The organism is Halalkalibacter lacteus, from assembly GCF_036663595.1.
Taxonomy (GTDB): Bacteria; Bacillota; Bacilli; order Bacillales; family Bacillaceae_D; genus Halalkalibacter; species Halalkalibacter lacteus.
The window spans coordinates 1-23,301 of sequence record NZ_JAWRVL010000021.1 but is presented as its reverse complement, the minus strand read 5'-3'; the positions used below and the strand labels follow the sequence as shown (position 1 = coordinate 23,301).

25 protein-coding genes, 1 rRNA gene and 2 other annotated features are annotated in these 23,301 nt (G+C 38.6%); all 26 genes read right to left on the bottom strand.

Annotation, left to right across the window (positions count from 1 at the left end; genetic code table 11):
- Positions 1-289: 289 nt before the first annotated feature.
- Positions 290-910 (bottom strand): class I SAM-dependent methyltransferase, encoded by a 621-nt coding sequence (locus SAZ04_RS14985; RefSeq protein ID WP_332696554.1) that lies wholly within the window; start codon positions 908-910, stop codon positions 290-292.
- Positions 911-1,072: 162 nt separating this feature from the next.
- Positions 1,073-1,435 carry a 50S ribosomal protein L7/L12 gene (gene rplL / locus SAZ04_RS14980; protein WP_332696551.1) on the bottom strand — a complete coding sequence of 121 codons (363 nt, stop codon included), beginning with the start codon at positions 1,433-1,435 and terminating at the stop codon, positions 1,073-1,075.
- 79 nt (positions 1,436-1,514) lie between these two features.
- The gene (gene rplJ / locus SAZ04_RS14975; protein WP_332696548.1) at positions 1,515-2,012 is read right to left on the bottom strand and encodes a 50S ribosomal protein L10; all 498 of its coding nucleotides are present in this window, start codon (positions 2,010-2,012) and stop codon (positions 1,515-1,517) included.
- A 37-nt stretch (positions 2,013-2,049) separates the two neighbouring features.
- Positions 2,050-2,183, bottom strand: a sequence feature (ribosomal protein L10 leader region).
- Positions 2,184-2,239: 56 nt separating this feature from the next.
- The gene (gene rplA, locus SAZ04_RS14970; protein ID WP_332696545.1) at positions 2,240-2,980 is read right to left on the bottom strand and encodes a 50S ribosomal protein L1; all 741 of its coding nucleotides are present in this window, start codon (positions 2,978-2,980) and stop codon (positions 2,240-2,242) included.
- Positions 2,981-3,033: 53 nt separating this feature from the next.
- Positions 3,034-3,459 (bottom strand): 50S ribosomal protein L11, encoded by a 426-nt coding sequence (rplK, locus tag SAZ04_RS14965; protein ID WP_332696542.1) that lies wholly within the window; start codon positions 3,457-3,459, stop codon positions 3,034-3,036.
- A 170-nt stretch (positions 3,460-3,629) separates the two neighbouring features.
- Positions 3,630-4,163, bottom strand: coding sequence for a transcription termination/antitermination protein NusG (gene nusG / locus SAZ04_RS14960; RefSeq protein ID WP_332696540.1), 534 nt, complete (start codon positions 4,161-4,163; stop codon positions 3,630-3,632).
- Positions 4,164-4,315: 152 nt separating this feature from the next.
- Entirely contained in the window at positions 4,316-4,528 is a 213-nt protein-coding gene (gene secE, locus SAZ04_RS14955) for a preprotein translocase subunit SecE (protein WP_431309016.1), read from the bottom strand.
- A gap of 76 nt (positions 4,529-4,604) precedes the next feature.
- Complete coding sequence (gene rpmG / locus SAZ04_RS14950; RefSeq protein WP_332696534.1) at positions 4,605-4,754, bottom strand: 50S ribosomal protein L33; 150 nt, start codon at positions 4,752-4,754, stop codon at positions 4,605-4,607.
- 198 nt (positions 4,755-4,952) lie between these two features.
- Positions 4,953-5,609, bottom strand: coding sequence for an RNA polymerase sporulation sigma factor SigH (gene sigH, locus SAZ04_RS14945; protein ID WP_332696531.1), 657 nt, complete (start codon positions 5,607-5,609; stop codon positions 4,953-4,955).
- Between the two features lie 79 nt (positions 5,610-5,688).
- Entirely contained in the window at positions 5,689-6,198 is a 510-nt protein-coding gene (locus tag SAZ04_RS14940; RefSeq protein ID WP_332696528.1) for an NYN domain-containing protein, read from the bottom strand.
- A 1-nt stretch (position 6,199) separates the two neighbouring features.
- Positions 6,200-6,949 carry a 23S rRNA (guanosine(2251)-2'-O)-methyltransferase RlmB gene (rlmB, locus tag SAZ04_RS14935; RefSeq protein WP_332696526.1) on the bottom strand — a complete coding sequence of 250 codons (750 nt, stop codon included), beginning with the start codon at positions 6,947-6,949 and terminating at the stop codon, positions 6,200-6,202.
- A gap of 24 nt (positions 6,950-6,973) precedes the next feature.
- Entirely contained in the window at positions 6,974-7,381 is a 408-nt protein-coding gene (locus tag SAZ04_RS14930) for a Mini-ribonuclease 3 (RefSeq protein WP_332696523.1), read from the bottom strand.
- 1 nt (position 7,382) lies between these two features.
- Positions 7,383-8,780, bottom strand: coding sequence for a cysteine--tRNA ligase (gene cysS / locus SAZ04_RS14925; RefSeq protein ID WP_332696521.1), 1,398 nt, complete (start codon positions 8,778-8,780; stop codon positions 7,383-7,385).
- A 44-nt stretch (positions 8,781-8,824) separates the two neighbouring features.
- Positions 8,825-9,484, bottom strand: coding sequence for a serine O-acetyltransferase (gene cysE / locus SAZ04_RS14920; RefSeq protein WP_332696518.1), 660 nt, complete (start codon positions 9,482-9,484; stop codon positions 8,825-8,827).
- Between the two features lie 96 nt (positions 9,485-9,580).
- Positions 9,581-9,812 (bottom strand) — a binding site (T-box leader).
- A gap of 1 nt (position 9,813) precedes the next feature.
- The gene (gltX, locus tag SAZ04_RS14915; protein WP_332696515.1) at positions 9,814-11,274 is read right to left on the bottom strand and encodes a glutamate--tRNA ligase; all 1,461 of its coding nucleotides are present in this window, start codon (positions 11,272-11,274) and stop codon (positions 9,814-9,816) included.
- 211 nt (positions 11,275-11,485) lie between these two features.
- Positions 11,486-11,986, bottom strand: coding sequence for a 2-C-methyl-D-erythritol 2,4-cyclodiphosphate synthase (gene ispF / locus SAZ04_RS14910; RefSeq protein WP_332696513.1), 501 nt, complete (start codon positions 11,984-11,986; stop codon positions 11,486-11,488).
- Entirely contained in the window at positions 11,983-12,675 is a 693-nt protein-coding gene (gene ispD / locus SAZ04_RS14905; protein ID WP_332696512.1) for a 2-C-methyl-D-erythritol 4-phosphate cytidylyltransferase, read from the bottom strand. Before ispD ends, ispF begins: the two co-directional genes overlap by 4 nt.
- A 258-nt stretch (positions 12,676-12,933) precedes the next feature.
- The gene (locus SAZ04_RS14900) at positions 12,934-14,034 is read right to left on the bottom strand and encodes a PIN/TRAM domain-containing protein (RefSeq protein ID WP_332696509.1); all 1,101 of its coding nucleotides are present in this window, start codon (positions 14,032-14,034) and stop codon (positions 12,934-12,936) included.
- Positions 14,035-14,208: 174 nt separating this feature from the next.
- Positions 14,209-15,285 (bottom strand): DNA integrity scanning diadenylate cyclase DisA, encoded by a 1,077-nt coding sequence (gene disA / locus SAZ04_RS14895; RefSeq protein ID WP_332696506.1) that lies wholly within the window; start codon positions 15,283-15,285, stop codon positions 14,209-14,211.
- 4 nt (positions 15,286-15,289) lie between these two features.
- On the bottom strand, positions 15,290-16,663 hold the full coding sequence (radA, locus tag SAZ04_RS14890; protein ID WP_332696503.1) for a DNA repair protein RadA: 1,374 nt from the start codon (positions 16,661-16,663) through the stop codon (positions 15,290-15,292).
- A gap of 228 nt (positions 16,664-16,891) precedes the next feature.
- Positions 16,892-19,342: an ATP-dependent protease ATP-binding subunit ClpC gene (clpC, locus tag SAZ04_RS14885; protein ID WP_332696501.1), complete on the bottom strand. Its 2,451-nt coding sequence runs from the start codon at positions 19,340-19,342 to the stop codon at positions 16,892-16,894.
- An 18-nt stretch (positions 19,343-19,360) separates the two neighbouring features.
- The gene (gene mcsB / locus SAZ04_RS14880) at positions 19,361-20,437 is read right to left on the bottom strand and encodes a protein-arginine kinase McsB (protein WP_332696498.1); all 1,077 of its coding nucleotides are present in this window, start codon (positions 20,435-20,437) and stop codon (positions 19,361-19,363) included.
- Between the two features lie 4 nt (positions 20,438-20,441).
- On the bottom strand, positions 20,442-20,960 hold the full coding sequence (gene mcsA, locus SAZ04_RS14875) for a protein-arginine kinase activator protein McsA (RefSeq protein WP_332696496.1): 519 nt from the start codon (positions 20,958-20,960) through the stop codon (positions 20,442-20,444).
- 16 nt (positions 20,961-20,976) lie between these two features.
- Entirely contained in the window at positions 20,977-21,447 is a 471-nt protein-coding gene (locus SAZ04_RS14870) for a CtsR family transcriptional regulator (RefSeq protein WP_332696494.1), read from the bottom strand.
- A gap of 288 nt (positions 21,448-21,735) precedes the next feature.
- A complete protein-coding gene (locus tag SAZ04_RS14865; RefSeq protein WP_332696492.1) occupies positions 21,736-22,521 on the bottom strand; it encodes a VLRF1 family aeRF1-type release factor in 786 nt (261 codons plus the stop codon).
- Between the two features lie 704 nt (positions 22,522-23,225).
- Positions 23,226-23,301, bottom strand: a 5S ribosomal RNA gene (gene rrf / locus SAZ04_RS23515); the annotation flags it as partial.

Sequence of the window (23,301 nt, the reverse complement as noted above, 5' to 3'; positions counted from 1 at the left end):
CAAATCTCGCGTTATAGTATCAAAAAATGTATACACATCTATTTCCTTCATTCACAGAAATACAATGAAATATAACATCTTTATCGATTAATCAGAACTCGCACATCTAATTATGTACGGACGGTAAAAGAAAGCTCGATTTCTTTCTTTTACCGAAAAATAGGTAACAAACTTCATTCGATTATATTAGTATAACCACTATTAACCATCGTTATTCATATATTTCCACTTGACTTTTGAGAAAAATGACGATCTAAAATTAGGTAGTTATACGCATTAAATAACAATATCACAAAAGACAAGTCGGGTCAATCTTTTTTGACCTAATAATATAGTAGCCTTTTTTCTTTACAACGACTTCTACTTCTTGAAATAGACTTTGTAATTTCTCAATAGCAGATGGCGCACCTTGTTTCTTTTGGATCACAACCCAAAGCTCTCCATCTTTTTTCAAATGATGAAAAGATTGCTCGAAAATTGCATGTACCACTTTTTTACCAGCTCTAATAGGAGGGTTTGTCACGATCGCACTAAAATCAGTTTTCGTAACACTCTCCAAACAATCACTTTTATAGATTGTAATATTGCTAATAGAGTTTCTTTCTGCATTGCGACCAGCTAATAGTAAAGCTCTTTCATTCACATCTACCATATGCATTTGACGACTATGATCTACTTTCGCTAACGTTAAACCGATTGGACCATATCCACAGCCAACATCTAAAATATTACCTTCTATACTAGGAAACACAAAGGATTCAACTAATAGCCCACTGCCAAAATCAACTTCCTTTTTTGAAAACACTCCACGATCCGAATAAAATCGGAATGTATTGCCCCTTAGTGAAAACGTCCAATCACGCTCGTCACTTTCTACATTTGGTTTTTCTGAATAATAATGATCAGACACTAAAATCACCCCTTCCCTTGATATTTCTTTTCCATTATAACCAAGCACGCTCCTATTTAAGTCGCCCACGTCAAAGCTTCACTCATTTCCCATTTAGACAACACCCTCTAACAATTTGAAAAAAGGACTCGCCATAAGCGAGTCCTTCCTTATCAATCACTATTACTTAACTGTTACAGATGCACCAGCTTCTTCAAGCTTAGCTTTGAATCCTTCAGCTTCTTCTTTAGCAACGCCTTCTTTGATTGGAGCAGGAGCGCCATCAACAAGTCCTTTTGCTTCTTTAAGACCAAGGCCAGTAATTTCACGAACAACTTTGATAACGTTGATTTTAGAACCACCAGCAGATTCAAGAATAACATCAAATTCTGTTTGCTCAGCAGCACCAGCGTCTCCGCCACCAGCAGCTACAGCTACAGGAGCAGCAGCAGTTACACCAAATTCTTCTTCAATTGCTTTTACTAGGTCATTAAGTTCTAAAACAGTCATTTCTTTAACCGCTTCAATGATTTGTTCTTTAGTCATTTTAAAATCCTCCTATTGTTGTATTATTTTATTTTTCATTTCGTTGTTGAATACGTTCAACACGCTAAGATGCTACTACTTACGCACCTTGCTCTTCTTTTTGTTCTGCAACAGCCTTTGTAACCAATGCGAAACCACGAACTGGAGCTTGAAGTACGTTTGCAAGCATTGAAAGAAGTCCTTCGCGTGATGGAAGTTCAGCAAGAGCTTTAACTTCTGCAACAGTTGCAACTTGTCCTTCAATGACACCCGCTTTAATCTCAAGTGCTTCGTGTTTTTTAGCAAATTCGTTAATGACCTTCGCAGGAGCAATAACGTCTTCTGTACTAAATGCAATCGCTGTAGGACCCACAAGTTGCTCATCAAGAGCACTTAGTTCCGCCTCAGCTGTTGCACGACGCGCAAGTGTGTTCTTGTATACCTTGAACTCAACACCAGCTTCACGAAGTTGCTTACGAAGTTCTGTCACTTCAGCAACAGTCAATCCGCGGTAATCGACAACAACCGTTGATTTACTATCACGTAGTTTCGTCGCGATATCTGATACTACTTGCTTTTTTTGTTCTAATACGCTCATCCTTACACCTCCTATGGTTTTTCTACCATACCGCTTAAGAAGCATATAAAAAGCCCTCATGTAGACATGAGGGCATACAAACACAGTTAATGTTCCTGTATCTATTGCTTACCTCGGTAGGATATTAAGTACGATGACACCTACGGTCTACGGTATGACATTTAATTTTAACGCGTCATGTAAGACACTTTTACAAGTATATACACAACCCTTTTAAAAGTCAATCATTATTTTGCGTAAACAGATGCGTTCACACGAACTCCAGGTCCCATTGTAGATGCAACTGCTACATTCTTCATGTACGTACCTTTAGCAGCTGCAGGTTTAACCTTAACAAGAATTTCAATGATTGTCTTGAAGTTTTCAATAAGCTTTCCAGTTTCAAAAGAAACTTTCCCAATCGGCACGTGGATGTTACCAGCTTTATCAACGCGGTATTCAACTTTACCAGCTTTGATTTCGTTAACAGCTTTTGTCACATCAAATGTTACAGTACCTGTTTTCGGGTTAGGCATTAACCCTTTCGGTCCAAGGACACGACCTAATTTACCTACTTGAGCCATCATATCAGGTGTAGCTACGATAACATCAAACTCAAACCAACCTTGGTTGATTTTGTTAATGAAATCTTCATCACCTACATAATCAGCGCCAGCAGCTTCAGCTTCTTTCGCTTTTTCACCCTTAGCGAAAACAAGTACACGTTGTGTTTTACCTGTACCGTTAGGAAGAACAACAGCACCACGAATTTGTTGGTCTGCTTTCTTAGGGTCAACACCAAGACGTACAGCTACTTCAACTGTTTCGTCAAATTTAGCTGTCGCTGTTTTCTTTACTAATTCAATTGCCTCTTCTACTTGATACGCAGTATCACGATCAACAAGTTTCAAAGCATCTGTATATTTTTTACTTTTCTTAGCCATGCTTATTTCCTCCTCGAATGTGGTTTTAGCGGTAATACCTCCCACTATGAAAGGTTGCGAACCTATGAAATAGGCTGCAACCTCCAGTAACTTACCAATTAGTCTTCAATCACAATACCCATGCTGCGAGCAGTACCTTCAACCATACGCATAGCCGCTTCTACATCAGCTGCGTTAAGATCTGGCATTTTCGTCTCAGCAATCTCGCGTACTTTATCACGCTTCACTGTAGCAACCTTTTTAACATTAGGCTCCCCAGAACCTGACTCGATTCCAGCAACTTTCTTTAGAAGAACAGCTGCAGGTGGAGTTTTTGTGATGAATGTAAACGAACGGTCTTCAAATACCGTGATTTCAACCGGGATAATAAGACCCGCTTGGTCTGAAGTACGAGCGTTGAATTCTTTACAGAATCCCATGATATTTACACCTGCTTGACCTAATGCAGGACCAACTGGTGGCGCTGGATTAGCTTTCCCAGCAGGAATTTGTAATTTAACCATTTTAATAACCTTTTTAGCCACGTGACACACCTCCTTAAAGTCCGTGATGTGGTATCCGGGTGTATATATTTACACCCTCCCACTCAAAAAACGGATGCAATGCTTTGTGCACCCGCTGGTTCATTTTCTGAAACCATTGTCAACCATGAAGATTCTATCACTTCTAACGAAAGATATCAAGTTTTTTTTGATTAAATCTTTTCAACTTGATTAAAGTCTAGTTCAACCGGCGTTTCGCGCCCAAACATATTAACGTGAACTTTCAGCTTTTGTTTATCTATTTGAATCTCTTCAATCGACCCAACAAAATTAGCAAAAGGACCCTCTTTCACTTTAACAGACTCTTTTATTTCAAAGTCAACTTCCGCTTTTGGTTGTTCCACACCCATTTGTTTCAAGATAGCTTCAACTTCTTCTTCAAGCAGCGGCGTTGGCTTAGAACCCGCACCAGCAGATCCAACAAACCCCGTTACTCCTGGCGTGTTTCTCACAACATACCAAGAATCATCCGTCATGATCATTTCAACAATGACATAACCAGGAAAAACTTTCTTTGATACCGTTTTACTTTTTCCATTCTTCACTTCTGTTTCTTCTTCAACAGGTACAAGCACACGGAAGATTTTATCCGTCATATCCATTGATCCTAAACGTTTTTCCAGATTCGTTTTCACCTTATTTTCATACCCTGAATACGTATGAAGCACATACCAATTTTTTTCCATGTTAACTAGGACGGTTTTGTCCTTCCCTCCTCTTCAATATAGAGCTTACCCCTAAGGTCGATTCACTCGAGACAAACTCTAAGCAACGAGCACTTAATAAGCACTCAATCACATAACTTTTTAGAAGCTATTCTAACGATTACACACAAATACTAACCGAGCAGGATGCGAACAAGCTCTGAAATCCCGTAATCTACAATAAAGAAGAAAACCGAAATAAACGCTACCGTTCCTATAACAACCCATGTATAACGTATTAATTCCTTTCGAGTAGGCCAGGATACGCGTTTCATTTCTCGTACAACATCTTGAAGAAACTTCCCAATATTTCTCACTCCGCCAACCACCACAGACACCTCCAGCATCAATCAATATAGACAAATACGTCTTTATCTATTCGAAATCATTACATTTTATTGGCAAATTGAAAGCCCATTCTATTTACTTCGTTTCACGATGAAGCGTGTGTTCTTGACAAGCCTTACAGAACTTCTTCATTTCAATGCGGTTACTGTGCGATTGTTTGCTTTTCTCAGTTACATAATTTCTTGAACGGCAAACGTCACATGCTAATACTACTTTTGTTCGCACAACGCACCTCCACTATTTAAGTACATACTATTTTAATCTATCATACGCAACATTTCGTGTCAATTATTAGAACAATCAGTAAGATTAGAAAAATAGAGGGTGACTCAAGTAGAATCTACCTTCCTTCTAGTATACAACCATTATATTGGTTGTGTACTAGACGATTTTAGATTCTATCCATGAGTTACCCTCTATCAATTAAGATATAGAAACTCCTTTAAGCTCTACATAGCGTTCTAATTTACGCTTTACTCTTTGCAAGGCATTATCAATTGATTTTACATGCCGATTTAAGTCAACTGAAATCTCTTGATAAGACCTCCCATCTAAATAAAGCGTTAACACTTGTCGCTCAAGGTCACTAAGTAGTTCACCCATTTTCAATTCAATATCTTCAAATTCCTCTTGATTAATTAACAACTCTTCCGGATCTGTCACACGTGTTCCACATATTACATCTAGCAAAGTTCGATCAGATTCCTCATCGTATAAAGGCTTGTCAAGCGAAACATATGAATTTAAAGGAATATGCTTTTGTCTTGTAGCAGTCTTAATGGCTGTAATAATCTGTCTCGTTATACAAAGCTCGGCAAAAGCTTTAAAAGAAGACAGCTTGTCCCCATTAAAATCACGAACCGCTTTATAAAGTCCGATCATTCCTTCTTGAACAATATCTTCATGATCAGCACCTATCAAAAAATAAGACCTTGCTTTCGCACGAACAAAATTCTTATATTTATTGATTAAAAACTCTAGAGCTCCACTATCACCATTTCTTGCAAGAATAACCAATTCATCATCTTCAACTGCATCATATATCGGTTTTAACTTGGTTTCTTGAAGGTCCATGCTCACGACAATCCCTCCGACCTTTGCTGTTGTCTTAAGTATAGCCCCATTATATAGCACAGTTTTCCAGATGGTCAACAGCACATCAACGCTGTCGACGCCATCTTTCAAAAATTTCAGCAATTTCATCACTAAGCGGAATTTTTGTCGAATTTTTCTTTTTTTGCGTATTTTGTACTTCCGTGTCGATCCCTTTTTCAATTGTTTCAGTTTCTATTAATAACTCACGAGCCGACTTTCTTAACGCACCACTTCCAAAGATCAACGATTGCTCTGTGAAATCAGATGTTGCAACGTGAATACGTGTGTCAATTCGCTTTAACTCATTTACGAGTTTTTCAATTCGTTCATCTGCTGTCTCGTTCTTACGTGTATAGAGGACATCAACACGATGGTTGTGATAATTCTTTCCTATCCCCTCAACCATATGTGCATCAAAAATGACTTTCACTTTATAACCAGTATAAGCTTGATACTCAGCCATGACTTCAACGAGACGATCTCTTGCGAGTCCTAGGTCTTTGTCTTTTAATATTCGGAGTTCAGGCCATGCCCCTATCATGTTATATCCATCAACAAGTAAGATATCTTTCATCTTACTCACTACCTATTTCATGGCGTCTCCGATACACTTCATACATGAGTAAGCTTGCCGCAACTGATGCGTTTAAAGACGTAACGTGACCAACCATAGGGATCTTCACTAGAAAGTCACATTTTTCCTTTACTAAACGACTAATTCCTTTTCCTTCACTACCAATGACAAGACCAATTGGCATCGTAAATGTTGCCTTACGATAATCATCAGATCCTAACGCATCCGTGCCAGCAAACCAGATCCCACGATTCTTTAACTCGTCCATCGTTCTTGCTATATTGGTAACTCTGACAACCGGAACATATTCAATTGCACCTGTTGAAGACTTGGCAACCGTTTGTGTTAGCCCTACTGCACGTCTTTTTGGAATAATGACTCCGTGAGCGCCGACGGCATCTGCCGTACGTAAGATAGACCCTAGATTATGAGGGTCCTCCACTTCATCTAATATTAGAAAAAATGGATCCTCCCCTCGCTTACTTGCTGCATCAAACAAGTCATCGATCTCTGCATATTCATATGCGGCAATAGAAGCGACAACACCTTGATGATTATCTGTATCAACAAGTTGTACTAATTTCTTCTTCGGGACATGTTGAATGAGCACATTATTTTCTTTTGCTAACTGAACAACTTTTGTCATTTGTCCTTTTTGTGATCCCTCAGCAATCCAAATTTTATTAATCGAGTGACCTGATTTCAGCGCTTCGATAATCGGATTTTTACCTACAATAAACTCTTGACTCATTTTCTTTTCCTCCTTTCTACTAACTTATTTTTCATCTATAATGATGACAGCTTTTTTCATAATTTCATCAAGGCGCTCTTGCTTCCCTTGGAAATAAAGATACCCTAACAATGCTTCAAACCCAGTTGAATATCGGTACGTGTTTAAGTCGGTATTCTTAGGGATTGACCCCGATTTTGCATTTCGCCCTCGTTTAAATATCGCTATTTCTTCCTCTGTTAAAAAGCTAACTTCAAGTAGCCTACCCATAATAAACGCTTGAGCTTTTGCCGAAACGTATTTCGTCGCCTCAACATGGAGGCGATGCGGCCTAACATTGCCTTTAGCAATGAGATAATAGCGAATATACATATCTAATACCGAATCACCCATGTAGGCAAGCGCTAATGCATTCAATTGCTTGAAATCTACTTGCGTCTCAATGATCTTCATATTATCCTCGTTTCCAACGAACACCTTGTGCCGTATCCTCTAAAACAATGCCTTGCTCTTTTAATTCATCACGAATTTGATCGGCAAGCGCAAAGTCTTTTTGTTTTCTTGCTTCATTACGCTTTTCGATTAATAGTTCGATATCAGCATCTAATAGTTCTTTTTGTGAATGCAAGATCAGGCCTAAAACATTTGCAAACTCATGAAATAGAGAGATAAAGGCTTCTAACACTTTTTTCGATGTTTGTTCTTCACGAAGATATCGATTTGCCTCTTTGGCTAAGTCAAACAAAACGGCAATTCCATTTGCACTATTAAAATCATCATCCATTTCTTGAATGAATCGTTGTTTTTGCGCATCAACTCTCTCAAACCAATCTGCCTCTTGGCCAAGATCCACTGACTCTTCTAATCGATGCTCTAAACTTGAAACAGCTGTTTTTAATCGTTCAAGTCCATTCCGAGCTCCCTCTAATAATTCATCACTGAAGTTAATCGGACTGCGATAGTGTGCCGTTAACATGAAGAAACGCACGACTTCTGCTGAATGCTGTCGAATAATTTCATTTGCCAAAACAAAATTTCCGAGTGATTTCGACATTTTTTCATTGTCAATGTTAATAAAACCGTTATGAAGCCAATAATTTGCCATCGGCTTACCCGTTAAAGCCTCTGATTGAGCAATTTCATTTTCATGATGAGGAAAGGATAAATCTTGACCGCCTGCGTGAATATCAATTGTATCTCCTAAATATTTTCTTACCATAGCTGAGCATTCGATATGCCATCCCGGTCTGCCCTCTCCCCATGGACTCTTCCAAGAGATTTCTTCAACTTTTGCAGCTTTCCAAAGAACAAAATCCAGGGCATCTTCTTTTCGTTCATCAACTTCAATTCGTGCTCCAGAACGTAAATCTTCGATTGGTTGAGACGAGAGCTTTCCGTACCCTTCAAATTTACGCGTTCTAAAGTAAACATCTCCCTTTGATTCATAAGCATACCCTTTATTCACTAACGCCTCAATAAAAGCAATAATCTCTGGAATCGTTTCTGTTACACGCGGATGAATATCGGCTTCCTTCACACCAAGCGCACACGTATCTTGGTGATAGGCTTCAATAAAACGATTCGCTACTTTAAAAACATCCTCCCCTAATTCATTGGCTGCACGGATAATTTTATCGTCAACATCGGTAAAATTCGAAATAAAGGTCACATCATATCCTCGGTATTCCAAATATTTTCGGACCATATCATACACAATAGGAGGTCTTGCATTCCCAATATGGATGTAGTTATAAACCGTAGGACCACAAACATACATCTTCACTTTTCCTTCCTCAATGGGAATGAACGGCTCCTTTTTTCTCGAAAGACTATTATAAACATGAATTGACATCAGATTGACTCCTTCTTTCTTTTTCTACTACACTATGCTAATAGCTAATCCATTGGTGAAGATTTGTGCCAATGTTCTCGCTCAGCTTTTAGTGCTTTTACTTCTTCTTCTAATTCTTTTAATTTATCGGCAATCGGATCAGGTAAGGTGTGGTGGTTCAGTCCATGTTCTACTTTCACTCCGTCTTGGATCACAATTCGCCCTGGTATTCCTACAACCGTGGAATTAGCCGGTACTTCTTTTAACACAACTGACCCAGCACCTATTCTTGCATTTTCTCCAATTTTAAATGAACCTAATATTTTCGCTCCAGATGCAATTAACACACCATTTTCCACTGTTGGATGGCGCTTTCCTTTTTCTTTCCCCGTTCCTCCAAGTGTCACACCTTGATAAATCGTAACGTTATTTCCGATTTCGCATGTTTCTCCTATAACGACTCCCATGCCATGATCAATAAATAGACGTTGTCCAATCACAGCACCTGGATGAATTTCAATCCCTGTGAAAAAACGACTGATTTGTGAGAGTGATTTAGCTAAGAAAAACATCTTGTGTCTCCAAAGCCAATGGGCCAACCGATGGGACCAGATTGCATGAACACCTGAGTACGTAAAAATAACTTCAAGGCGGCTTCTCGCAGCAGGGTCTTGTTCAAATACAACATCAACATCGTTTAATAACGTTCGAAACTTCTTCCTCATATGTTCCATCCCCCTTTTCAAGAAACCAGAGCATAACTGTTTGTTTCATCAACATATCAGCTATAAATATATAAAAAGCGCCTCTGTGCAATTATGCACAGAGGCGCTTTTTGCGCGGTTCCACTCTGTTTACAAATAGGCTAACGATAAACCTACTCATCTCTATAGCTTATAACGAAGCTACTCGCTTTTTCCTACTCTGCTTATCATTTCAGAAAAAGGCTCTAGGGTGCATGTTCAAAGTAAGATACCTAAACCACTCTCAGCCAATGTTGGTTCTCTCTGCAAGGAGTCACTCACTTTTACTTTTCCCTTTCAACACGGTACCATTATTTATTTATTAAACTCTCCAGGCGTGCAATTACAACTTCCTTACCAAGAAGTTCAATAGAATCTGGCAAATCACGTCCATGAGTTTGGCCTGTTGTTGCTACACGAATCGGCATGAACAACTTCTTTCCTTTATGGCCAGTTACCTTTTGAGTTGCCTTAATCGAAGACTTAATGTTCGCTGACGTAAACTCTTCTATTGTTTCTAACTCTTTTACAAATTGAGCTAATACTTCAGGTACTTGTTCTTCACTTAAAACGTTTTTTGCTTCTTCATTATACTCAATTTCCGCCTTAAAGAAAAGTTCTGTTAACTCAACGATTTCTGCACCATATTGTAACTGCTCTTGATACAAGGCAATTAAGTGCTTCGCCCACTCTTCCTGATCTGTTGTCATATTTTCTGGTAACTTACCCGCTTTTACTAAGTGAGGCAAGGCAAGACTCACTACCGTATCAAGGTCAGCCTGCTTAATGTACTGATTATTCATCCAAGCCAATTTCTCTGTATCAAATACAGCAGGTGCTTTCGAAACTCGCTCTAACGTAAATTGCTCTCCCAATTCGTCAATTGAGAAAATTTCTTCCTCGCCAACTGGAGACCACCCGAGTAGCGCTAGGAAGTTAACTAATGCTTCTGGCATATAACCTAGATCTTTATATTGTTCCACAAACTGAATAATCGATTCATCACGCTTACTCATCTTTTGACGATCTGGATTCAAGATAAGCGACGCATGTGCAAAGCGAGGTACATCCCAACCGAATGCTTCGTATAGCATCACTTGTCTTGGTGTATTCGATAAATGTTCTTCTCCACGAATAACATGAGAAATCTTCATTAAGTGATCATCGATTACTACCGCAAAATTATACATTGGAATGCCATCTTTACGCGCAATAACAAAGTCACCAATACCATCTGATTCGAATGTAACATTATCCCGAACGGCATCATCAATCTGAATGACTTTTCCTTCTGGAACACGGAAGCGAACGACAGGCTTAAGTCCTTTTGCTTCATATTCGTTTCTTTGTTCTTCCGTTAAGTTACGATCACGTCCACTGTACCTTGGCATTTCACCACGAGCTTTTTGCGCCTCACGTTCAGCCTCAAGCTCTTCCTCTGTCATGTAACAATGGTAGGCTTTTCCTTCTTCAAGCAGTTGCTCAATATACTCTTTATATAAACCTACGCGCTCCATACAACTATACGGCCCATACTCACCACCGACATCGATACTCTCGTCCCATTCCATTCCAAGCCACTTTAAACTATTTAATAGCTTTTCTTTCGCTTGTTCCACATTGCGAGCTTGATCAGTATCTTCAATTCGTAAAATGAATTTTCCACCTTGGCTTTTTGCAAATAAATAATTAAATAGTGCTGAACGAGCACCACCGATATGTAAATGTCCTGTTGGACTAGGAGCAAAACGAACGCGAACGTCACTTCCCATTAATAACACCTTCCATTTCTATCATCACTTTTTATACTTTCCCTATTTTAGCATAGAGTTCCCACCAAAAGGTTGGTTTTTAACCTTTTGGTGGGAACTCGTAGCAATGAGCGGAGCCGACGTTTTGGTTTAAGCCTTTTGAGCGAACTTCTCAAAAGGCGCACGGCGTGCGGAGCCATTACCTTCCCCGAATAAACCTCAAGGTTGGTTTTTAACCTTTTGGTGGGAACTCGTATGACTGCTGTACTAATAAAATCACAGCTTGAGCGGCAATACCTTCGCCTCTACCTGTAAATCCTAATTTTTCAGTTGTTGTTGCTTTCACATTCACCTGAGTCGTATCCGTTTCTAATAACTCGGCAATCCGTGTTCTCATATCTTCAATATGAGGAGCCATCTTAGGCTTTTGGGCAATGATGGTACAATCAATGTTTCCTAGTTTGTAGCCTCTCTCTTTCACAAGATTCCATACATGGATAAGAAGCTTTGCAGAATCAGCATCTTTAAAGGCGCTATCTGTATCAGGAAAATGCTTTCCAATATCTCCTTCTCCGATCGCTCCGAGTGCTGCGTCAGCAATTGTATGCAATAAAACATCAGCATCAGAATGACCAAGTAGCCCTTTTTCGTATGGAATTGTTATTCCACCAAGTATCAGTGGTCTCCCTTCAACTAATTGATGTACGTCAAAACCTTGTCCTATTCTCATCATGACTTTCCTAACTCCCTTTTCTTATAAATAGCCTCAGCTAACAGCACATCATCTGGGGTTGTAAGCTTAATATTTTGATAATCCGCTTCGATTACGGCAACCTCATGACCTAGCCACTCTACGAGGCTCGCATCATCAGTACCAACCATTTCAGCTTCTTCCGCTCGTTTGTGTGCCTCTTGTAATAGAGACAGCTGAAATGCTTGGGGTGTTTGGATCTGCCACAGTTCATCCCTGTTTAGCGTTTCGACTACTTTCCCTTTTTTCACTCGTTTTATTGTATCTTTAACCGGGACAGCTGCTGTTACTGCCCCTTTTTCCTCGGCTATTTCTACAAGTCGATGAATCACATTAACCGAAATAAATGGACGTGCACCATCATGCACAAGAACAATTTGTTCATCTTCGAGTAAATCAATGCCATTTTTCACACTCTGCTGTCTTTCGCTTCCACCTTGAACTACACTGGTCACTTTACCAATGCCGTTTTCCTTTGCTAAATTCCACATCATTTGACATTCGGTTTTATTTGCAACCACAATGATTTTTTGACACCACAAATCGTTCTCAAACAAACGAAGTGTATGAACAATTAGAGGTTTTCCTGCTAACTCAAGAAATTGTTTGTTTCTACCAGCTTTCATTCGTTTCCCCTGCCCTGCAGCCGGTATGACGACACTATATTTCATCCTACTTCGCTCCTATTACAGTACGTACTTATGTGGATCCAATAGACAAGCACACTGCTACACTCATACACAAAATCGTTTATTATTTTAGCATGTTCTTCCAACTAGTGCATATGTTTCATTGTGAGAATTGCTTGTACTATTGGATTTTGCGCAAAAGAGAAGCGCCACCTCCATTTGTGAAGTATAGCGCTGAATATAAATATGATCTTCGAGATCTGTCAAAAGGTTAAAAGCGACCTTTTTGACAGATCTCTTCTATTGAGCCTTTTCAAGTAATTTTGGTTTTGCAAAGATCATTCGGCCGGCACTTGTTTGAAGAACACTTGTTACAACAACGTCAATATGCTTTCCGATAGAATCACGTCCACCTTCGACGACGATCATTGTCCCATCATCTAAATAAGCAACACCTTGGTGCTGTTCTTTTCCATCTTTGATTACTTGAACTTTAAGTTCTTCACCAGGTAAGACAACTGGCTTTACTGCATTAGCTAAGTCGTTAATGTTAAGAACAGAGACTCCTTGTAATTCACAAACTTTATTAAGATTGAAATCATTCGTTACGACCATACCTAAAGAAACTTTCGCTAATTTGACAAGCTTACTGTCCACTTCAGATATCTCTTCGAAATCACCATCATAAATTTCAACATTTATAGGTAGTTCTTTTTGTATTTTATTTAAAATATCGAGTCCACGGCGACCTCGGTTTCGTTTTAACACATCTGAGGAGTCGGCAATATGTTGTAACTCTTCTAAGACGAACTCAGGGATGACAAGTGTCCCCTCTAAGAAACCAGTCTTACAAATATCAGCAATTCGCCCATCAATAATGACACTTGTATCAAGAATTTTTAATTGCTTTCCTTTTTTTACATCTACTTCTTCATCTTCGTCTTCTTTTTTCTTACCCAGATTTCTTGTTAAGGTGAATAAATTAATAAGTTCATCACGTTTTTTAAAGCCAATTTGAAAACCAAAATACCCAACAAATATGGTAACAAATATCGGAAGAACCGTACTAACGATCGGAATATTAATAGCATTTAATGGTATTCCAATTAAATAAGCAACAATAAGTCCTACAATTAATCCCATCGTACCAAATAACACATCTGTTACAGGAGCCCGCACAATCGCTTCCTCAAGAAGTTTCATCACATTCACAATATAATCGGCTAGCCAAAACGTTGCAAAAAAGAAAATAATAGCTCCAATAACCGCCCCAGCATAAGAATTCATAATCCAAACAGGCATTTCGCCTAAATTTAAGATATGGATAAGTTCTGGAATGAAGATAAAACCCAATGTTCCTCCAACTAGAACGAAGAAAAGCTGCACAATTCGCTTTAGCATCCATATTCACCTCCTTTTATTATTATAGACAAGAATACAGGATTGAAACCTAGCAAACTGCATTTCACATAAATTCTCAAAATTCTACCGTACTTCTTAAACGTACCAAACAAGTAATTTTTTGTCAATTCTGATAATTCATTATTATACAGTTAAGGTTCTCATTACGCCAAGCTAAATATGTCGGTCAACAAATAATTGTTCTTGAATACGATTCATTCCATCTTTAATCATCTTTGCTCTTGGCTCCCCGATTCCTTCTACCTCATCTAATTCATTGATACTCGCAAACATAATATTTGATAAATTTCCGTACTTCTCAATTAAATTTTCAATAATTGATGATGGAAGTCTTGGTATACGGTGTAAGATGCGATATCCTCTCGGAGCGACAGCTTGCTCCTGGATATTAATATTCTTGCCATATCCTAGCGCCTTTACAATTTCTTGTTCATCCAACAACTCTTCTGTTTGAAATTTCATTAATTCCTTTAAAATTTCATTCACATTCTGATTGCGGTTTTTGACATAATCTTTTAGTAAAAGAGCAGCTTCTTTTTCCGTATTGGCGACAAGTTCATTTAGCTGCATTGTAATTAATCTACCTTCATTCCCTAGCTCATTAATATAATTTAAAATTTCACGTTTGATTCTAAGCACCATCTGTACACGATGGATCACTTGAGTTACTTCATGAAACGTAACTAATTGTTCAAACTCTAACGCCCCTAGATTGGTAACCCCTTGGTCTAAAACGACTTTATATTTTTCCAATGTTTGAATAGCCTGATTTGCCTTCGTCAAGATGACTCCTATATCTTTTAGTGAATAACGATGATCACCTTGATAAAGAGTAATCACGTTCCGACGCTGAGAAATAGAAATAACTAAATTTCCGGTTTGTTTGGCAACACGTTCTGCTGTACGATGACGGATGCCTGTTTCATTTGAAGCAATCCCATTGTTTGGAACAAGTTGCGTGTTCGCATATAATATTTTTTTCCCATCTTCACTTAAAATGATTGCACCATCCATTTTAGCTAATTCATATAGGTATGCTGGAGAAAAGTTGCAATTTATAAAGAAACCTCCATCTACAATTGGAATCATCGCATTGTCATAGCCAATGACAATCAAACCACCCGTTTTGGCACGAAGAACATTATCAATTCCAGCTCGTAAATCTGTTCCAGGAGCCACTAGCTTTAAAACATTTTGGATAAATGCATGACGCATTTTCCCTTCACCCATTTCATTAACCTCCTAATCCAACCTCTAACGCTCTCTCTAAAGTTGATACACCAATTACATTAATTCCTTTAGGATAAGTCCACCCTCCTAAATTTCTCTCCGGAATAATAGCTCGTTTAAAGCCAAGTTTCGCAGCTTCATTCACTCTTTGCTCAATTCTTGAAACACGTCTAATTTCACCAGTTAAGCCTACCTCACCTATGGCAACATCAGTTGGACTTGTTACTTGATTGCGGAAGCTTGATGCTATACATAGAGCTATTGCTAAATCAATTGCTGGTTCATCTAAACGAATTCCTCCCGCAACATTTAAATAAGCATCTTGATTTTGCAACAAAAGCCCTACACGTTTTTCTAGGACCGCCATTAAAAGCGACACACGATTATGATCGACTCCTGTTGCCATTCGCCTTGGATTCCCAAAACTGGTTGGTGAAATTAACGCCTGTATTTCAACAAGCACAGGCCTGGTGCCTTCCATTGATGCAACAACAATCGACCCAGCCGCTCCTTGGGAACGTTCCTCTAAGAAAATTTCTGATGGATTGAGCACTTCTTCAAGTCCCAACTCTTTCATCTCAAATATACCCATTTCATTCGTTGAGCCAAACCTGTTTTTAACTGCACGCAGTATTCGATACGTATGGTGTCGCTCTCCTTCAAAATAGAGGACAGAGTCAACCATATGTTCAAGTAATTTAGGTCCAGCAATGGAGCCCTGCTTCGTTACGTGACCAACAATAAAAATTGCAATCCCTCTTGTTTTCGCAACTCTCATAAAGGCAGCTGTACATTCTCTTACTTGAGCCACACTACCAGGAGCTGATGTAATATCTTCTTGATATACCGTCTGAATCGAATCAATGATGACCAGTGTCGGATGCACTTCATCTATCGCCCGCTCAATAATAGAAATATCGGTTTCAGCTAATACAAATAAATCGGCTGATGATACACCTAACCGCTCGGAACGTAATTTCGTTTGCTTAACGGATTCTTCACCTGATATATATAAGACCTTATGCTTTGTTTCAGCTAATTTAGAAGAAAGTTGCAGCAAAAGGGTTGATTTCCCAATTCCAGGGTCGCCTCCAACAAGCACAAGCGATCCAGGGACAATTCCTCCACCGAGTACACGATCAAGTTCCATCATTGTTGTACTAATTCTCGGCTCTGTTTCACTTTGAACCGAAACAATTGATTGTGGCTTTGATCCAGTGGTGGCCGATGTTACATAGCTGCGACTTGCCTGTTTGGTACTCGGCTCAAATTCCTCAACCATTGTGTTCCAACTTTGACAACCTGGACATTTGCCCATCCATTTTGCAGACTCATATCCACATTCTTGGCAGACGAATTTTGTTTTTTTCTTTGCCATCTTGTTACTCCCTTCCACTTACTAGTACATCTATTGTAACAGAGTAAGTGGGGAAAGTTCTCTGACATTGCTTGTTGAAAAAGGTCGGTTTTACACATTTATTAAAATTAACACATCCTTTTTTTGAGAACTGTATTTAGCATCTACAACTATTATATGGTTAAAAGCCGAGGAATTATGACCCTCCCTCGGCTTTTGTTTATTTAGAGACTATTATTTATAAGGGTGTTATACTTGCAAATTCTCTTTTTCTCCAACCGTTTTCACAAAAAGCTCATTGTCTTTCACATCGATAATGGCCTTTTGTCCTTTTGAAATCGTCCCTTTTAATAATTCTTCTGACAAGCGATCTTCCACTTGCTTTTGCAATGCGCGGCGCAGTGGACGAGCCCCATACTCTGGATCAAATCCTAAATCTGTAATTTTATCTTTTGCTGCTTCTGTCAACTCTAGATCAATTCCTTGTTCATATAAACGAGTCTTTAGTTGATCAGCCAATAACGTAATAATTTCACGAATGTGTCGCTTCTCTAGAGAATGGAAAACAATCAGTTCATCAATACGGTTAAGGAACTCCGGACGGAAACTGCGCTTAAGTTCATCCATCACCTTTCCTTTCATATCTTTGTATTCCTGATCTTCACTTTCTGTTGTAAACCCTAAAAATTTATTTCTGCTTAGCGTACTTGCGCCGACATTGGATGTCATAATGATTGCCGTGTTACGGAAATCAACGGTTCTACCTTTCGAATCGGTTAAGCGACCATCCTCTAACACTTGAAGAAGAATGTTAAACACTTCCGGATGAGCCTTTTCAATCTCATCTAATAAAATAACTGAATATGGCTTACGACGTACTTTCTCGGTTAATTGACCACCATCGTCATGACCGACATACCCTGGAGGTGACCCAACGAGACGACTTGTCGTATGTTTTTCCATATACTCAGACATATCAATACGAATCACCGAGTCCTCATCACCAAATAATGTCTCAGCAACAGCTCTAGCAAGTTCCGTTTTTCCTACCCCGGTTGGTCCTAAGAAAATAAATGAACCAATCGGGCGCTTCGGATCTTTTAGACCGGCCCTTGCACGACGAACAGCTTTTGAAATCGACTTAACCGCTTCTTCTTGACCGACAATTCGTTCATGAAGAATGGACTCCATTTTAAGCAAACGGTCTGTTTCTTCTTCTGCTAATTTAGAAACGGGAATTCCAGTCCAACTAGCAACGACTTGTGCAATATCTTCTACTGTTACCTCTGTATCTTCTTGACCTTGCTTTTTCTTCCATTCATTTTTCATCTCTTCTAATTCTTCACGTAAACGCTGTTCAGAGTCACGTAAAGATGCTGCTTTTTCGAATTCTTGACTTTGAACGGCTGCATCTTTTTCTTTTCGAGTTTCCTCTAAACGCCCTTCAAGCTCTTTTAAGTTTGGCGGTGCTGTATAAGACTTTAGACGGACCTTTGATCCAGCTTCATCAATTAAATCAATTGCTTTATCTGGTAAGAAACGGTCTGATATATAGCGATCGGACATTTTTACCGCACCATCAATTGCATCGTCTGTGATTGTTACACGGTGATGCGCTTCATAGCGATCACGAAGTCCTTTTAGAATTAAGATCGATTCTTCAAGTGTTGGCTCATTTACTTTAATTGGTTGGAAACGACGCTCAAGCGCAGCATCCTTTTCAATATATTTACGATATTCATCAAGTGTAGTCGCACCAATACATTGTAGTTCCCCACGCGCAAGAGATGGCTTTAAGATGTTTGACGCATCAATAGCTCCTTCTGCACCACCCGCACCGATTAGTGTATGAAGCTCATCTATGAATAAGATAACGTTTCCTGCTTGACGAATTTCATCCATTACTTTTTTCAACCTGTCTTCAAATTCACCTCGATACTTTGTACCAGCAACGACTGTTCCCATATCAAGTGTCATAACACGCTTATTACGTAGTGTTTCTGGCACTTCGTTTGCAATGATCGATTGAGCTAACCCTTCTGCAATCGCCGTTTTACCTACACCCGGTTCCCCAATTAAAACAGGATTATTTTTCGTCCGACGACTTAGGACTTGAATCACTCTTTCAATCTCTTTGCTACGACCAATAACAGGGTCAAGGGATTCTTCTCTAGCAACAGCCGTTAAATCGCGTGCTAAACTATCAAGAGTCGGTGTATTCGCGTTACTAGATCCTGTACTTTGTCCAGAAGAATTACCAACTTCATTGCTTCCTAAAAGTTGTAATACTTGCTGACGTGCTTTATTCAAACTAACTCCTAAGTTATTAAGAACACGTGCAGCTACTCCTTCTCCTTCACGAATGAGGCCAAGTAAAATATGTTCTGTTCCGACATAAGAATGTCCTAACTTACGGGCTTCATCCATTGAAAGTTCAATGACTTTCTTAGCTCTTGGAGTGTAGTGAATGGTTTTAGAACCTTCCTGTCCTTTCCCTATTAAAGATTCTACTTCTTTTTGAATCTTTTCTGAACCTAGACCAAGAGCTTGAAGAGCTTTTGCAGCTATTCCTTCACCTTCTCTTATCAAACCGAGTAAAATATGCTCTGTTCCGATATTATTATGGCCCAATCTTACTGCTTCTTCTTGCGCTAATGCTAATACCTTCTGTGCTCGCTCTGTAAAACGTCCAAACATCATTGACGTTCACCTCCATGATTATTCGTTCGTTTCTTCCTCTAATTTTACCCTTTCTCTAATAAGGGTCGCTCTTCTTTCGTCGCGTTGCTCCGGTGATAATACTTCGCCAGCATACTGCTGCAAGAACCCCGGCTGAGTCAAAATCATTAGTTCATTTAATATGTTCCCTGAAAGTCCTTTAATCAACCCTAAATCAATACCCAACCTAACATTTGATAAACGTTGCGTCGCTTCTTTTGATTCGATCATTCGACTATGAGATAAAATACCAAACGAGCGATGAACCCGATCCTCTAATTGCAACCTTGATTGGTCTAAGAGGACTTCTCTAGCAGAACGCTCTTGTTGAATAAGCTGGAGAACCACTCCTCGCAAATCTTCAACAATGTCCTCCTCTGATTTACCTAAGGTAAGTTGGTTAGAGATTTGAAATAGGTTACCTAAAGCTTCGCTACCTTCCCCATAAATTCCTCTAACAACTAATCCTAATTGATTAATTGCTGGTAAAATCCGATTTAATTGCTGCGTCATAGCAAGAGCCGGCAAATGCATCATGACAGATGCGCGTAAACCTGTCCCAACATTTGTCGGACAACTCGTTAAGTACCCTCTTTTTTCATCAAATGCATATGTGAGGCGTTGCTCAATCCAATCATCGATCTCATTCGCTTTCTCTAAGCCCTTTCCTAATTGAAAACCAGGAAGCAAACACTGAATACGAATATGATCTTCTTCATTAATCATAATGCTTATAGCCTCATCTTTATCGAGCAAGACAGCTCCATACTTCGAATGATCAGCCAAGTGAGGACTAATTAAATGTTTTTCGACTAATACACGCTTCTCATTTTGTTTCATATCGTCAATTTGTAAGAACTCAAGTGACCCAACTGCTTGAAATTCTTCTTGAGTTAGCGCATCACCAACATGCTTACATGTTGCATAAGACTCTTCCATTGAAGCTAAAAGGGGAAACTTATATTCTTCCAGGTTTCTAGCTAATCTTATTCGGCTACTTAAGACAATATCGGAATCTGGACCATCTTTTTTCATCCAAGGGCTTAACGCTTCTGAAATAAACTGTTGGAGTGACATGATTTCAGCCCCCCTTTTGCTCATTCTTTTGTTTTTCTAATAACCGAATTTCGTCTCGAAGTTCGGCAGCCTTCTCAAATTCCTCTTGCTCAATTAGCCCTTTAAGTTTCTCTTTCAACGTTTCAATTTGCCGTTGCAGTTGAATACCTCCACCAATTCTCTCTGGAAGCTTTCCAGCATGTGTATGGTTGCCACTATGCACTCGTTTTAAGATCGGGCCTAATTTCGTTTCAAAACTCTTATAGCAATTGGCACACCCAAATCTCCCTACTTGAGTAAATTGCTCATAAGTCATTCCACATTTTCCACAAGTCGGTTTTGCCTCTGACTCTGTTTTCAATGGTTGTTCAAAATGCAATAAACCAGATAAAAGTTGGTGGATGGAAAAGCTATTTGTCCCTGGAAAATATTCTCCCTTTTCTTTGGCACACTGTTCACAAATATGAAACTCTGTTTTCTCTCCATTTATAATTTTGGCAAAATGTAAACTTGCTTTCCTTTTATTACATTCCTGACAAATCATCGAAACTCCTCCTATCTTAAGAGAATTCTTTGTATTTTAATGTTTCTAGCATCGCTTTAACAATATTTGCACGTACTTCATCTCTGTGATGAACATTAGCATTATATAACGTTCGATCTAAAACGCTAATCATAATATTTGCTTCTCTTTTTGTGATTGCTTTTTCATCAAATAACCGTAAGATAATGTTCTCAGCAGTGTGCTGATCAATATTTTTTCCGGTAATCTGAATCATTTGGTCAAATAAATCTAAGTGGTCATGAGGACTGACTTTCATGATACGGATATACCCCCCTCCACCTCTTTTGCTTTCAACTTGATAGCCTTTTTCCAAAGTAAATCTCGTTTGAATAACATAATTAATTTGTGAAGGGACACATTGAAATTTTTTGGCAATTTCACTTCTTTTAATTTCTAAGGGGTCATTTCCACTGTTTCGTATCGTGGCTTTTAAATAATCCTCAATGATGTCTGATATATTTCTCAAACTTTGTCCTCCCCTCACTATTTGACTTTGACTATCTTTGACTTTATTAATATTATATGCTCTCTATTATAAAAGTGCAATATGTATGCTTGCTATTAGTATAACCATGCTTGTATAGTCGATAACCATTTACTATTGAGATTATGTCGCTTTCCTTTACGAAAGAAAGAAATGATTTCTAATTATGATGACCATGAAAAAACGAGGTTGAAAAAAGAATTGATTCTCTATCTATATGTAGTCACAATAGATCATTTTGAATCATTTTTTAAACAACCTCGTACTTTTTTATGAAGCTAACACTTGTCCTACTAATTCTTTCGACGTGAATTTTTGATAATTTTTATTTATTTTCTTCACTTTGATATAATCTAGATACTTCTCAAAGTCGCTTGTTACATCTGATTGTCCAACTAAATATATCTTGGTCCAACCTCGATGTTTTGCTTCTTTTTCAATTGTTCCTGCTAACCTTTTATACCAACGTTGCTTATTAGCTTCTAAGCGATTTTCGTATTTATCACGATGATTGGCACCTGAAGCCATTCGCTCTCTAGCAGCAACCCCCTCATACTGCTTCCAATCTTCATTTTCCAAATCCAAGTGATACGCAAGTTCCTTCTTTACTTCTCCTAAACTCGTTTCAATTGCAAAGATGTCTTCTTTTTGTATAAATAAGATCCCCTCGGTTGGAAACTGTTCTTGAACTCTTTCTAGTTGATTAAGATCAGGTTGTTTCTCCCAATGAAACTCATTGTCTAATGATATTTGTAACTTCTTTAAAAGAACTTCACCGTTAGATGATGCAATGAGAAAAATACTTTTGGGTAATTCCAGTTGTATATGATTCATCTCCTCTTGCGCCTTTTTCTTTACCTTTTTATATGCATCTAAGTTATGATGCTCACTTGAATGAATGTACTCTTCTAATTTTTTTAATCCGTTTTTTAAACGGATCTTCCATTCTCCTTTTTGCTGATTATTACTTGTTTGGTCCGTGTTTAAGTAAATCGTTAAGCAACCTTCTTCACAATCCCGTTCTCTAAGTCGTTGGAGTTCTTTTGCAAATGTCATTTTAGCTTCCTCCTTTAAATGTGGAGAATCATCTCCATATCTTAGAGGTCTATAACCTAGTTCGAGTTTGATTAAACATGGTTATCCTAAAACGTGTCTGGTTGTAGTAGTTTTTGTTTGGTTGTATCTTTATTTGTTGATTAAGGTGATTTTTATGTAAAACAAAAAAAGTTTTATAAAAGGTATGCTCCTATTATATAGTTAGTGGACTTTCCTTAATAATATTCATAATTTCTAGAGTTACTTTTGTAAGTCTAACAGTAAAATTACAATGAAGATTTAAACTCAACACTACGTAGAATTGCCTTTGTGTTACGATTGAAAGGGGGTTATTACATGATTTAAAGAAACAGGAGACGTTTTTTAAATTTATCACACGAATGTTTATTTTTTTAATCCGCGTTAGATTTTATAAAGAGGTTTTGTCTTGAAAGAGAATAAGCTGAGATTTTCTATGCATGGTGCAATGATGTCTCTATTGGAGCACAGTAATTGCCTATTTCTATTGAAATGACATCGCATGTTTCTTGAAGATGCACTCGAAAAGTATGGTCATTCTTATTAAACACTGTAATATAGGAGGTAGTTACGAAACGCTCCTTAGGCTCACTCGAGGAAGATGCTGCTCCATCTTACCAGAACGCTTCAGCGAGCTTTCTCTTTTTTGCTAAAAAAAGACAACCCTATTGGGTTGTCTTTTATCTGCCTGGCAACGTCCTACTCTTGCAGGGGGAAGCCCCCAACTACCATCGGCGCAAAAGAGCTTAACGACCGTGTTCG

What these genes read in the sequence shown, in the direction of transcription:
- rplL (WP_332696551.1), bottom strand. Translation starts at nt 1,435, where the DNA reads ATGACTAAAGAACAAATCATTGAAGCGGTTAAAGAAATGACTGTTTTA.
- rplJ (WP_332696548.1), bottom strand. Translation starts at nt 2,012, where the DNA reads ATGAGCGTATTAGAACAAAAAAAGCAAGTAGTATCAGATATCGCGACG.
- nusG (WP_332696540.1), bottom strand. Translation starts at nt 4,163, where the DNA reads ATGGAAAAAAATTGGTATGTGCTTCATACGTATTCAGGGTATGAAAAT.
- secE (WP_431309016.1), bottom strand. Translation starts at nt 4,528, where the DNA reads ATGCTGGAGGTGTCTGTGGTGGTTGGCGGAGTGAGAAATATTGGGAAG.
- SAZ04_RS14940 (WP_332696528.1), bottom strand. Translation starts at nt 6,198, where the DNA reads ATGAAAGATATCTTACTTGTTGATGGATATAACATGATAGGGGCATGG.
- rlmB (WP_332696526.1), bottom strand. Translation starts at nt 6,949, where the DNA reads ATGAGTCAAGAGTTTATTGTAGGTAAAAATCCGATTATCGAAGCGCTG.
- SAZ04_RS14930 (WP_332696523.1), bottom strand. Translation starts at nt 7,381, where the DNA reads ATGAAGATCATTGAGACGCAAGTAGATTTCAAGCAATTGAATGCATTA.
- cysS (WP_332696521.1), bottom strand. Translation starts at nt 8,780, where the DNA reads ATGTCAATTCATGTTTATAATAGTCTTTCGAGAAAAAAGGAGCCGTTC.
- cysE (WP_332696518.1), bottom strand. Translation starts at nt 9,484, where the DNA reads ATGAGGAAGAAGTTTCGAACGTTATTAAACGATGTTGATGTTGTATTT.
- gltX (WP_332696515.1), bottom strand. Translation starts at nt 11,274, where the DNA reads ATGGGAAGTGACGTTCGCGTTCGTTTTGCTCCTAGTCCAACAGGACAT.
- ispF (WP_332696513.1), bottom strand. Translation starts at nt 11,986, where the DNA reads ATGATGAGAATAGGACAAGGTTTTGACGTACATCAATTAGTTGAAGGG.
- ispD (WP_332696512.1), bottom strand. Translation starts at nt 12,675, where the DNA reads ATGAAATATAGTGTCGTCATACCGGCTGCAGGGCAGGGGAAACGAATG.
- SAZ04_RS14900 (WP_332696509.1), bottom strand. Translation starts at nt 14,034, where the DNA reads ATGCTAAAGCGAATTGTGCAGCTTTTCTTCGTTCTAGTTGGAGGAACA.
- disA (WP_332696506.1), bottom strand. Translation starts at nt 15,285, where the DNA reads ATGGGTGAAGGGAAAATGCGTCATGCATTTATCCAAAATGTTTTAAAG.
- radA (WP_332696503.1), bottom strand. Translation starts at nt 16,663, where the DNA reads ATGGCAAAGAAAAAAACAAAATTCGTCTGCCAAGAATGTGGATATGAG.
- clpC (WP_332696501.1), bottom strand. Translation starts at nt 19,342, where the DNA reads ATGATGTTTGGACGTTTTACAGAGCGAGCACAGAAGGTATTAGCATTA.
- mcsB (WP_332696498.1), bottom strand. Translation starts at nt 20,437, where the DNA reads ATGTCACTCCAACAGTTTATTTCAGAAGCGTTAAGCCCTTGGATGAAA.
- mcsA (WP_332696496.1), bottom strand. Translation starts at nt 20,960, where the DNA reads ATGATTTGTCAGGAATGTAATAAAAGGAAAGCAAGTTTACATTTTGCC.
- SAZ04_RS14865 (WP_332696492.1), bottom strand. Translation starts at nt 22,521, where the DNA reads ATGACATTTGCAAAAGAACTCCAACGACTTAGAGAACGGGATTGTGAA.